Source organism: Serratia plymuthica NBRC 102599, assembly GCF_001590925.1.
Lineage (GTDB): Bacteria > Pseudomonadota > Gammaproteobacteria > Enterobacterales > Enterobacteriaceae > Serratia > Serratia plymuthica.
In genome coordinates this window covers 45,257-56,706 of sequence record NZ_BCTU01000015.1, presented here as the reverse complement: position 1 = coordinate 56,706, position 11,450 = coordinate 45,257, and the positions used below count along the sequence as shown (strand labels likewise).

General features: G+C 55.6%; 12 protein-coding genes and 1 other annotated feature. Of the genes, 3 read left to right on the top strand and 9 right to left on the bottom strand.

Annotated features, from left to right (window positions below):
* Window positions 1-9 precede the first annotated feature (9 nt).
* The 3 genes from SPL01S_RS11555 to gnd all read left to right on the top strand — a co-directional run bounded on the left by SPL01S_RS11555 (window position 10) and on the right by gnd (window position 3,914).
* Window positions 10-1,152: a glycosyltransferase family 4 protein gene (locus SPL01S_RS11555; protein ID WP_063199868.1), complete on the top strand. Its 1,143-nt coding sequence runs from the start codon at window positions 10-12 to the stop codon at window positions 1,150-1,152.
* A 29-nt stretch (window positions 1,153-1,181) separates the two neighbouring features.
* Window positions 1,182-2,369, top strand: a complete 1,188-nt coding sequence (locus SPL01S_RS11550) for a polysaccharide pyruvyl transferase family protein (protein ID WP_063199865.1) — start codon at window positions 1,182-1,184, stop codon at window positions 2,367-2,369.
* 138 nt (window positions 2,370-2,507) lie between these two features.
* On the top strand, window positions 2,508-3,914 hold the full coding sequence (gene gnd / locus SPL01S_RS11545; protein WP_062870323.1) for an NADP-dependent phosphogluconate dehydrogenase: 1,407 nt from the start codon (window positions 2,508-2,510) through the stop codon (window positions 3,912-3,914).
* Window positions 3,915-4,028: 114 nt separating this feature from the next.
* On the opposite strand, the gene hisIE is transcribed toward gnd, so the two are convergent.
* From hisIE to hisL, 9 genes are all read right to left on the bottom strand, one after another.
* Window positions 4,029-4,643 carry a bifunctional phosphoribosyl-AMP cyclohydrolase/phosphoribosyl-ATP diphosphatase HisIE gene (gene hisIE / locus SPL01S_RS11540; RefSeq protein WP_004942439.1) on the bottom strand — a complete coding sequence of 205 codons (615 nt, stop codon included), beginning with the start codon at window positions 4,641-4,643 and terminating at the stop codon, window positions 4,029-4,031.
* A complete protein-coding gene (gene hisF, locus SPL01S_RS11535; protein ID WP_062791475.1) occupies window positions 4,637-5,413 on the bottom strand; it encodes an imidazole glycerol phosphate synthase subunit HisF in 777 nt (258 codons plus the stop codon). Before hisF ends, hisIE begins: the two co-directional genes overlap by 7 nt.
* On the bottom strand, window positions 5,395-6,132 hold the full coding sequence (gene hisA, locus SPL01S_RS11530) for a 1-(5-phosphoribosyl)-5-[(5-phosphoribosylamino)methylideneamino]imidazole-4-carboxamide isomerase (RefSeq protein ID WP_004942443.1): 738 nt from the start codon (window positions 6,130-6,132) through the stop codon (window positions 5,395-5,397). The genes hisF and hisA overlap by 19 nt, the downstream gene beginning before the upstream one ends.
* Before the next feature lie 5 nt (window positions 6,133-6,137).
* Window positions 6,138-6,728 carry an imidazole glycerol phosphate synthase subunit HisH gene (gene hisH, locus SPL01S_RS11525; RefSeq protein ID WP_004942445.1) on the bottom strand — a complete coding sequence of 197 codons (591 nt, stop codon included), beginning with the start codon at window positions 6,726-6,728 and terminating at the stop codon, window positions 6,138-6,140.
* Window positions 6,728-7,795, bottom strand: a complete 1,068-nt coding sequence (hisB, locus tag SPL01S_RS11520) for a bifunctional histidinol-phosphatase/imidazoleglycerol-phosphate dehydratase HisB (RefSeq protein WP_020438770.1) — start codon at window positions 7,793-7,795, stop codon at window positions 6,728-6,730. The genes hisH and hisB overlap by 1 nt, the downstream gene beginning before the upstream one ends.
* Window positions 7,792-8,880, bottom strand: coding sequence for a histidinol-phosphate transaminase (gene hisC, locus SPL01S_RS11515; protein ID WP_063199861.1), 1,089 nt, complete (start codon window positions 8,878-8,880; stop codon window positions 7,792-7,794). Before hisC ends, hisB begins: the two co-directional genes overlap by 4 nt.
* Entirely contained in the window at window positions 8,877-10,184 is a 1,308-nt protein-coding gene (gene hisD / locus SPL01S_RS11510; RefSeq protein WP_063199858.1) for a histidinol dehydrogenase, read from the bottom strand. Before hisD ends, hisC begins: the two co-directional genes overlap by 4 nt.
* 4 nt (window positions 10,185-10,188) lie before the next feature.
* Entirely contained in the window at window positions 10,189-11,088 is a 900-nt protein-coding gene (gene hisG / locus SPL01S_RS11505; protein ID WP_004942454.1) for an ATP phosphoribosyltransferase, read from the bottom strand.
* A 71-nt stretch (window positions 11,089-11,159) separates the two neighbouring features.
* Window positions 11,160-11,286: a sequence feature (His leader region), on the bottom strand.
* Window positions 11,262-11,309 carry a his operon leader peptide gene (gene hisL / locus SPL01S_RS25245; RefSeq protein WP_110605893.1) on the bottom strand — a complete coding sequence of 16 codons (48 nt, stop codon included), beginning with the start codon at window positions 11,307-11,309 and terminating at the stop codon, window positions 11,262-11,264. (Overlaps the previous feature by 25 nt.)
* Window positions 11,310-11,450 lie beyond the last annotated feature (141 nt).

The window sequence follows — 11,450 nt, the reverse complement described above, 5'->3', positions numbered from 1 at the left end:
AAGAGTTAAATGAAAAAGATTTGTTATTTTATCAACTCAGACTGGTACTTTGACCTGCACTGGGTTGAACGCGCTTTTGCCGCTAAAGCGGCAGGCTACGAAATACATGTAGTCAGTCACTTTGTAGGTGATGATATCCTGCAAAAACTGACAGAGAAGGGCTTTGTTTGTCACAATTCTTCAGTTTCAGAGCAATCCATTAACCCGTTCCACTTTGTCGGTTCACTTTTTAAAGTGTGGCGATTGCTCAAGAAGATCAACCCTGATGTGCTTCATTGCATCACCATCAAACCTTGTCTGATGGGGGGGTTCTTTGCCCGCTTCTATAACAAACCTATTATCTTGGGCTTTGTCGGCCTGGGACGGGTGTTTATGGAAGATAAGTTATCTATGAACATCATTCGTTTGCTGACTCTGCGTTCCTACAAGCATATTTTTCAAAATAAAAAATCGTTGCTTGCCTTTGAACACGAGCACGATAGAGACCGTTTGATTGAGCTGACACAGGTCAATAAAAATCAGACGGTAGTGATTGACGGTGCTGGCATCAACCCGGAAATTTACAACTATTCATTGGAAATAAATCGCGAGAAGCCGATTGTTCTGTTCGCCAGCCGTTTGCTCTGGAGTAAAGGGCTGGGCGATCTGGTTGAGGTGAAAAAACGCTTGGCACTTAAAGGCGTTGATTTTGTGCTCAACGTGGCGGGTATCTCCATAGTCGACGATCAGGATGCGATTCCTTTGTCGCAGATCGAAGAATGGCATCAGCAGGGTTTGATTAACTGGCTTGGCCGTTGCAGCGATGTGTACAGCTTGATTAAAGCTTCTAATGTGGTTGCGCTTCCATCGACCTATTCCGAAGGTATCCCACGCATCCTGTTAGAGGCTTCGTCAGTGGGGCGTGCCTGCATCGCGTATGACGTTGGCGGTTGCCAAAGTTTGATTATCGATGAATACACCGGCAGCTTGGTTGAGAAACGCAATATCGCGCTGTTGGCGGAAAAACTGGAGCATTTGCTTACCAGCCCCAGTAAAAGAGTCGAGATGGGGATGCGCGGCAGAAAGCGCATTGAAAACAAGTTCGCCTCGTCTTTAGTCATTGACGACACTCTAAAACTCTATCAGAGAGCTATTTCTGCCGGAAGTTACTAATTTTAAAACTGAAATACAGGAGTCTCATTTTGGCTTTTTTCGCAAAGCTATGGACGAAAAGGCACAATAAGGACATTCCCGTTCAGCCCATTGAAACGAAAGTCTTTTATCTGATCTCTGCTGCCGGCATGCCAAATTTTGGCGATGATATGCTGACGCGTTATTGGGTGGATTATCTCCAAGAAAAGTTTCCTGGTTGTACTATTTATCTTGATGCGGTTGATTCCGTAGTCGCTTCGGAATTATTCCCAACTGCCAGATGCGTGGATTATGTCTGGCGTCTGGCACAGGCTCTGGGTGATGAAGGGTCGGTGGAGGAGAAGTTTGCCGATCCGTATGCGCTACCTTCACGTGAACGCCTTATGGAAAAAACATTTGAGGGTACACACAGCATCCATCTTTTGGGCGGCGGGTACATTAATGAACTCTGGGGGGCGAATGCGCGCCTTATGGAGCTTGCAGCCTACTTCGCAAAAAAACACGATTTGGCATGTTACGCCACCGGCTTGGGATTGCAGCCACTCTCTGCGGACAATGCAGAGAAATTTTCGCCGTTTATTCGTCAATTCGATCACTTTGACGTGCGTGACCGAGCCAGTTTCGAGGTGCTGGAACCGTTCGCTATTCCTGCGTTGAGTTTCACCGGCGATGATTACTTTGCCTTCCCCGATCATCCGATAGGGTGCCTGATCGAACGTGAACAACCTACGTTGCACCTATGCATTCATACTGAGCTTTCTGAAGATGGTGTTTTGACAGAAAATTTGCTGGCGGTACTTCAGCAGGCGGTTTCCTTATTCAGTAAGCAGCATCCGGATACCGCGATCAAATTTTATGAATTCAGACCAGGTTCCGATGGCGTGTTCTTCCAACAGATAAGGCAGCGTTTTCCGCAGGCTGAGTTCATTTGTTTCGAAGATATTTGGCGCGATGGTCTGCAGTTTTCCACTAATGATTTCTGTATTAGTTCGCGTTTTCACTTCCAGGTCATTGCCGCCAGTTTGGGCATTGCAGGTATTGCCCTGTCTTGGTCTGATTACTATGACAACAAATTTGCCAGTCTGCAGCAAATGTCGGACTGGCCGATAGCCACACCTGAAATTTCTGCGGAGACTATAGCCCAGTTATTGTCTGAACCACGCGTTGATCGACATGAAGGGCGTGCTGAAATTCACGAGGCGAAACGGCAGCTACTGGCCAGGCTGTATGATTTTTGAGTGGTTATAGACTGTTGCAAAGCCTATCGCACCAATCACTACCCACGTGGAGCCATCCTGAGTTAACATGTTTGCCACATCAAAAACCTGTTGGCCATGGGCCGTTAACAGGTGTCATCCTCAGACAGGAGTTCCTAAATGTCCAAGCAACAAATCGGCGTTGTCGGCATGGCGGTGATGGGCCGCAATCTGGCACTGAACATCGAAAGCCGTGGTTATACCGTTTCCATCTTTAACCGCTCAGGCGACAAGACTGACGAAGTTATTGCTGAGAATCCGGGCAAAAACCTGGCGCCGTTCTACACCGTCGAAGAGTTTGTCGAATCGCTGGAAAAACCACGCCGCATTTTGCTGATGGTGAAGGCGGGTGAAGCGACAGACAAAACCATTGCTTCCCTGACTCCGCACCTGGATAAAGGTGACATTCTGATCGACGGTGGCAACACCTACTATCAGGACACCATCCGTCGTAACCGCGAACTGTCTGATCAAGGCTTCAACTTCATCGGTACCGGCGTTTCCGGTGGCGAAGAGGGCGCGTTGAAAGGGCCTTCAATCATGCCTGGCGGCCAGAAAGAAGCTTATGAGCTGGTGGCGCCAATCCTGAAGAAGATCGCTGCGGTTGCCGAAGGCGAGCCTTGCGTGACCTACATCGGCGCTGACGGTGCCGGCCACTACGTGAAGATGGTGCACAACGGCATCGAATACGGCGACATGCAGCTGATCGCAGAAGCCTATTCCCTGTTGAAACAGGCGCTGAACCTGAACAACGAAGAGCTGGCTGAGACCTTCGCCGAGTGGAACAAAGGCGAACTGAACAGCTACCTGATCGACATCACCAAAGACATCTTCACCAAGAAAGACGAAGAAGGTAAATACCTGGTTGATGTGATCCTGGATGAAGCGGCCAACAAAGGCACCGGCAAATGGACCAGCCAGAGCTCTCTGGATCTGGGCGAACCGCTGTCTCTGATCACCGAATCCGTTTTCGCGCGTTACCTGTCCTCACTGAAAGACCAACGCGTTGCCGCGTCTAAAGTGCTGACCGGTCCTAAAGCTGCGCCAGTCAGCGGCGACAAAGCTGAATTCATCGAGAAAGTGCGCCGTGCGTTGTACCTGGGCAAAATCGTTTCTTATGCACAGGGCTTCTCTCAGTTGAAAGCGGCTTCTCAGGAAAATAACTGGGATCTGCACTACGGCGATATCGCCAAGATCTTCCGCGCCGGTTGCATCATCCGCGCTCAGTTCCTGCAGAAAATCACCGACGCTTACGCAGACAATGCCGACATCGCCAACCTGCTGCTGGCGCCATACTTCAAGCAGATCGCTGACGAATATCAGCAAGCGCTGCGTGATGTGGTGTCCTACGCGGTGCAGAACGGCATCCCAACGCCGACCTTCTCTGCCGCCATCGCATACTACGACAGCTACCGTTCAGCCGTTCTGCCTGCCAACCTGATCCAGGCGCAGCGCGACTACTTCGGTGCCCACACTTACAAACGTATCGACAAAGAAGGCGTATTCCATACCGAATGGATGGAATAATCCCGACGTTTGAAGCATAAAAAAAGCCGCCGGCATTAAACCCGGCGGCTTTTTTATTTCCCGCTGCACGCGCATAAATCAGGGGCAAATATCTTTACCCCCTGTGAGTCAGGATTATTTCTGGTGCCGCTCGCGCAGCCGGCCAATCACCTTGCTCAAATCCAGATCCTGATCCTGCAGCAGCACAAGCAGGTGATAAATCAGATCTGAAGCCTCGTTGGTCAACTCTTCACGATCGTTCACCGTTGCGGCCAGCGCGGTCTCCACACCTTCTTCGCCAACTTTCTGCGCAATGCGCTTGGTGCCGCTGGCGTACAGGCTGGCGGTGTAAGAGCTGTCCGGGCTGGCGGTCTTGCGTTCCGCCAACAGTTGCTCCAACTGATACAGAAAACCCCAATCGCTGGCGGCCGGGTGGAAGCAGCTGCTGTTGCCCAGGTGGCAGGTTGGGCCAATCGGGTTGGCCAAAATCAACAGCGTATCGTTGTCGCAATCTGGGGTGATGCTGACCACGTTCAGGAAATGGCCGGAGCTTTCGCCCTTGGTCCACAGTCGCTGTTTGGTGCGAGAGAAAAAGGTGACCTTGCCGCTCTGTTCGGTGGTGGCCAGCGCTTCCTGGTTCATATAACCGAGCATCAGCACTTCGCCGGACACGGCGTGCTGAACGATAACCGGCAACAGGCTCCCGGTTTTTTCCCAGTCCAGCTGGTTTCTTTGTTGTTCTGTTAACACACGCGAATCTCCACGCCAAGGTCTGCCAGGAACTTTTTCAGTTCGCCGATATTAATGATTTGCTTGTGGAACACCGAAGCGGCCAGTGCGCCGTCGACGTCCGCATCACGGAACGCTTCCAGGAAGTGTTCCATGGTGCCCGCACCGCCGGAGGCAATCAGCGGCACTTTGCACACGTCTCGCACCCGCCGAAGCTGTTCCAGATCGTAACCGTTGCGCACGCCGTCCTGATTCATCATATTCAGTACAATCTCGCCGGCGCCACGTTTTTGCACTTCCTTAACCCAGTCCAGGGTTTCCCACTCTGTGACGCGGGTGCGGCTTTCGTCGCCGGTGTATTGATTAACGTGATACTTGCCGGTGTCGGCTTCGAACCAGGTATCAATCCCCACCACGATGCACTGCACGCCAAAGCGATCCGCCAGGCGGCTAATCAACGTCGGGTCGGCCAGCGCCGGTGAGTTAATGGAAATCTTGTCGGCGCCGAAAGAGAGGATCTGGCTGGCATCTTCCAGGCTTTTAATCCCGCCGGCGACGCAGAAGGGAATATCGATCACCTCCGCCACGCGCGACACCCAGCTCTTGTCTACCACCCGGCCATCGCTGGAGGCGGTAATATCGTAGAACACCAACTCGTCCGCGCCTTCTTGCGCATAGCGTTGCGCCAACGGCACGATATCGCCGATGATCTCATGGTTGCGGAACTGCACGCCTTTCACTACCTGCCCGTCTTTCACATCCAGACAGGGAATTATCCGTTTTGCCAGCATGCGATAGCCTCCTCAACGCTAAATTTACCTTCCAGCAGGGCGCGGCCTACGATGACGCCCTCAACGCCGCTGCCGCGTAACTGGGCGATATCATCCAGGTTGCCGATACCGCCCGATGCCTGGAAGGCAATCTGCGGATAGCGACGGCTGATTTCCTGATACAGCGCCACGTTAGAGCCGGCCAACGTGCCGTCACGCGAAATGTCGGTGCACAGCACGTGCTTCAGGCCGTAGGGCAGGAACTGCTCGACCACCTGTTCCAGCGTGGCGTCGGAGTTCTCCTGCCAGCCGCTGATCGCCACGTGCTTGGTCCCTTCGGCGTCGATGCGTACATCCAGCGCCAGCACCAGGGCTTCCGCGCCGTAGCGTTCGAACCAACCCTGCACCAGTTGCGGCTGTTTGACCGCCGTGGAACCGATGACGACCCGGGTCGCGCCCGCCTCGAGCAGGGCAGAGACATCCTGCTCGGTGCGAATACCGCCGCCGACCTGTACCGGTACGTCAACCCCTGCCAGCAGTTTGCGCAGCAGTGGGATCTGGCGCGCCGCCGGATCCTTGGCGCCAGTCAAGTCGACCAGATGCAAGACTTGCGCGCCCTGTTGTTGATAGTCCTGCAGACGTGAGCGCGGATCGTTGCCGTAGTCGCGCTGCTGACCATAATCGCCCTGATGCAAACGCACCACGTTACCGTCGATCAAATCCAAAGCCGGAATAATCATGCTGCCTACATCTCCAGAAAGTTTTTCAACAGCTGCGCGCCGGCCGCTCCAGATCGCTCTGGATGAAACTGCACGCCGAAGAAATTGTCTTTTTGCACGGCGGCGGTGAAGGGCTCGCCGTAGTTCGCCTGGGCGATGGTGCTTGAGCATATCGGCATCGCATAGCTGTGAACGAAGTAAAAGTAGGCACCGTCTTCGATACCGCGGAACAGATGGTGACCCGCCTGTGCGGAAACCTGATTCCAGCCCATGTGCGGCAACGGCAGACCGAAGTCGGTCATCTGCATCACCGGCGTGTCGATAATGCCCAGCGTGTTGATGCCGCCGCTTTCTTCGCTGCTTTTCGCCAGCAACTGCATGCCGAGGCAAATACCCAGCACCGGCTGGGTGCAGGCTTTGATCAGATCAATCAGCTCACGCTCTTTCAATTGGTCCATCGCCGCCTGCGCGGTGCCGACGCCCGGCAGGAACAGCTTGTCGGCGCGCAGCACGATCTCCGGATCACGGCTCACCTCCGGCTGGTAACCCAACCGCTGCACCGCATAGGTGACAGACGAAAGGTTGGCGCAGCCGGTGTCCAGAATCACCACGTTCATCACAGCACTCCTTTCGAACTCGGGAGGGTGTTGCCCTCAACGCGGATCGCCTGGCGCAGCGTGCGGCCAAACACTTTGAACAGGCTTTCGACCCGGTGGTGGTCGTTTTTGCCTTTGGTTTTCAGGTGCAGTGTGCAGCCCATGGTGTATGACAGCGAACGGAAGAAGTGTTCGACCATTTCGGTGCTGAGATCGCCGACGCGCTGGTAATTGAACTCGGCCTTATATTCCAGATGCGGGCGGCCGGAGATATCCAGCGCGCAGCGCGCCAGGCACTCGTCCATGGGCAGCACGAAGCCGAAACGGGCGATGCCGCGCTTGTCGCCCAGCGCTTTGTTCAAGGCTTCGCCGAGCGCCAGGCCGGTGTCTTCTACCGTGTGGTGATCGTCGATATACAGGTCGCCTTTCACGTCGATGTCCATGCGGAAGCCGCCGTGGGTGGCGATCTGATCCAGCATGTGGTCGAAGAAGCCGACGCCGGTCTTGATCTTGCTGCCGCCTTCGCGATCCAGCCAAACGTTGACGTCGATCTGCGTTTCTTTGGTGACGCGATTAACCCGCGCGTGGCGGTCACGTTGGGTCAATTGGCGAGTGATCTCTTTCCAGCCCAGCGTGTCGCGCTGATAGCGCAGCCCCTGAATACCCATGTTTTCCGCCAACTGAACGTCGGTCGGGCGATCGCCGATCACATAGCTGTGGGCGGTATCCATCACGCCCGGCTCCAGATAGCCTTTCACCAGCGCGGTCTTCGGCTTGCGGCAGTCGCAGTTGTCCGCCGGCAGATGCGGACAGATCAGGATATCTTCAAAGTGAACGCCTTGTGAGCTGAGGATCTGCATCATCAGGCCATGTGGCGCATCGAAGGTTTCCTGCGGGAAACTGGCGGTGCCGAGGCCATCCTGATTGGTGATCATCACCAGATGATAACCGGCCTGCTGCAAACTCAGCAGCGAAGGGATCACGTCCGGCTCCAGCGCCAGCTTGTCCAGGCGATCGACCTGGAAGTCTTCCGGCGGTTCAGCAATCAGCGTGCCGTCACGGTCAATAAAGAGGAATTTCTGGCTCACATTGGCTCCTGGCGAGTCTTGGTTGCTCCGGGCAGGGCTGACAGCGCATCAACGACACGCCGACATTCGTCGCGGGTGCCTATGGTGATGCGCAGGCAACCGGACAACCCAGGCTGTTTATTTTGGTCTCTTAAGATAATGCCCTGATCCCATAAGGTTTTAAACACATTACTTGATGCAGTGAATCGTGCCAGCAGGTAATTGCTGTCGCTGGTGAAAACCTGTTCAACGCAGGCGCAGTTTTCCAGTTCGCGTTGCAACCAACTGCGGTTGGCCGAGATCTCGGTAACGCGCTGACGCATGGTGCGGATCCCTTCGGTGCTGAGCGCCTGAGCGGCGATGTCGGCCACCGGCGTCGACAGTGGGTAGGGTGCAATCACCTTAAGCAGCAGGGTAATGAGATCTTCATTAGCCAACGTAAAACCGCAGCGCAGGCCGGCCAGCGCGAAGGCCTTCGACAGAGTGCGCAGGATCGCCAGGTGCGGGTAGTCTTTTAACCAACCGGCGCAGCTTGCCTGTGGGCAGAATTCGATATAGGCCTCGTCAATTGCGACGATCGCCTTGCCTTTGGCCATCTCCAGCAGCGTGCGCAGGTCGTCGGGATCGATCAGATTGCCGGTCGGGTTGTTCGGGCTGCAGACATAAATCAGTTTCACGTTGTCCAGGCTGTCGGCGATAGTCGGCAAATCCAACTGCCAGTCCTGTTTGGCCGCTACGGTGCGGCGCTCCACGCCGAAGGTTTCGGCGCTGACGGCGTACATGCCGTAGGTCGGCGGACAGAACAAAATAGCGTCTTTGCCCGGCTCGCAGAACGCGCGAATCAGCAGTTCGATGCCTTCATCCGCCCCACGGCTGACCAGCACCTGCTCTTTGTTAACCCCGGCGTAATCGGCGTAGCGCTCGATCACCAGCGCAGGCTGGCACTCCGGGTAACGGTTAAAGGTTTGGGCGGTCAGTTGGAATTCCGGCGCGGTCGGGTATTCGTTGGCATTCAGCCACACGTCGCCGTTGCCGCCCAGGCGGCGTGCCGATTGATAAGGGGTCAGCTCGCGAACGTTGGCGCGTGCCAGATTTTCTATGCTCATGCTTGCTCCTTCAGGGCGGCAACGCGCAGGGTGACGGCGTTTTTGTGGGCAATCAATTGCTCGGCGGTGGCCAGCGTTTCAATGGTGGCCGCCAGATTCATAAAGCCCTGCGGCGTCAGTTCCTGCACCGTCATGCGTTTCTGGAAATCCGCCAGGCCCAGGCTGGAACAGGTGGCGGTATAGCCATAGGTCGGCAATACGTGGTTGGTGCCGGAAGCGTAGTCACCGGCGGATTCCGGCGACCAGTCGCCAAGGAACACCGAACCGGCGCTGGTGATGCTGTCGACCAGCTCGCGGGCGTTACGGGTCTGAATGATCAGGTGTTCCGGGCCATATTGGTTGCTGATGGCAATGCACTCGGCCAAATCTTTGGCGACGATCAGTCGGCTGCTGGCCAGCGCTTGACGGGCGGTTTCGGCGCGCGGCAACTGAGCTAACTGTTGCTCCACCGCAACGGCCACCGCTTGCGCCATGGCCGCGTCTGGGGTCAGCAGGATCACCTGGGAGTCTGGGCCGTGTTCCGCCTGCGACAGCAGGTCAGAGGCGACAAACGCCGGGGTGGCGCCGCTGTCGGCGATCACCAGCACTTCGGAAGGGCCGGCCGGCATATCGATAGCCGCACCGTCCAGCCGTTGGCTGATCTGGCGTTTGGCTTCGGTGACAAAGGCATTGCCCGGTCCGAAGATTTTCGCCACGCGGGGCACGGAATCGGTGCCGAACGCCATGGCGGCAATCGCCTGCGCGCCACCCACCTGAAAGACTTCCCGCACACCGCACAACTGCGCGGCATAGAGAATTTCGTCGGCAATCGGCGGCGGCGAACAGAGCACCACGCGGCGGCAGCCGGCGATGCGCGCCGGGGTTGCCAGCATCAGCACGGTAGAAAACAGCGGTGCGGAACCGCCAGGAATATACAGGCCGACGGAGTCGATCGGGCGGGTTACCTGCTGGCAGCGTACGCCAGGTTGGGTTTCCACATCGACCGGCGGCAGTTGTTGCGCATTGTGGAAGGTTTCCACATTGGCCACCGCCACCGCCATCGCCTGCTTGACCTCGTCACTCAGGCGAGGGCCGGCTGCGGCGATTTGTTCTGCGGTGACGCGCAGCGCGCCAACGTCGGTTTTATCAAATTTGGCGCTGTAGTCACGCAGTGCCTGGTCACCCTTGGCCTTCACGTTGTCGAGGATTTCGCGCACCGTGCGGGTGATGCTGTCTTCGGCTGCGATCGCTGGGCGCATCAGCAGTTCTGCCCGTTGTTGCTCGCTGCAGTCCGCCCAATTGACGAGGGTATTGAAGGTCGACATGGCGTTACTCCATCATCTTCTCAATTGGCAGCACCAGAATGGAGCTGGCACCGAGCGCTTTCAGTTTCTCCATGGTTTCCCAGAACAGGGTTTCACTGCTGACCATGTGCATCGCCACGCGGTTTTGCGCGCCGGCCAGCGGCAGAATGGTAGGGCGCTCGGCACCCGGCAGCAGCGCGACGATTTCGTCCAGGCGCTCGCTCGGCGCGTGCAGCATAATGTATTTGGATTCACGTGCCTGGATCACGCCCTGAATACGGGTCATCAGGCGATCGATCAGCTGTTGTTTCGCCTCCGGCATTTCGCCGTCGCGCTGGATCAGGCAGGCTTTGGAGCGGTAAATCACTTCGACTTCACGCAGGCCGTTGGCTTCCAGCGTTGCGCCGGTAGAGACCAGATCACAGATAGCGTCGGCCAGACCGGCGCGCGGTGCCACTTCGACGGAACCGTTCAGCAGGCAAGATTTGAAACGCACGCCCTGTTTGTCGAGGTATTGCTTCAGCAGGTGCGGGTAAGAGGTGGCGATGCGGGAGTCTTGCAGGCTTTGCGGGCCGTTGTATTCACTGTCGAGCGGTGCGGCCAGCGACAGGCGACAGCCGCCGAAGTCCAGGCGGCGCAGGGTGAAGTAACGGGGGTCTTCGCCCTGGGCGCGGCGGGTGAGCAGCTCTTCTTCCAGTACGTTCTCACCGATGATGCCCAGATCAACCACGCCATCCATGACCAGCCCTGGGATATCGTCATCACGCACGCGCAGGATATCAATCGGCATATTCTCGGCGAAGGCAATCAGGCGTTGTTGTTGCAGGTTGATTTTGATCCCGCAACGCGCCAGCAGTTCCTGGGATTCATCACTCAGGCGGCCTGATTTCTGCATTGCTATCCGTAAACGTGTTTTGTCCAGCATGGTAACCTCTGTTTTAATCTGTAATTTTATGAATTTATTGTAAAAATTATTTTTCTGTCTGTCCGGAGCCAAAAAAAAAACCCTCGGAAGAAATCTTCCGAGGGCTCTCTCTTGCATTCTGCGCGCCACTGGAAGATTAAAAAACCGTCTCCCAGCACACATCGCCTGAAAGACTAGTCAGGATGATGGTGATGATGGTGGTTGAACTGAATGCGTGTCATGGTGTTTTCTCTGTAAAATGTCGGTACAAACCGAATTGCTAATTAACCTAAACTATCCGCTGTCTGTCGCGCAACCCTTTTTTACAGTCATAAATTTAATTTATTGAAACAGGGTGGGTTATTAGCTAGACACGGTTTTAC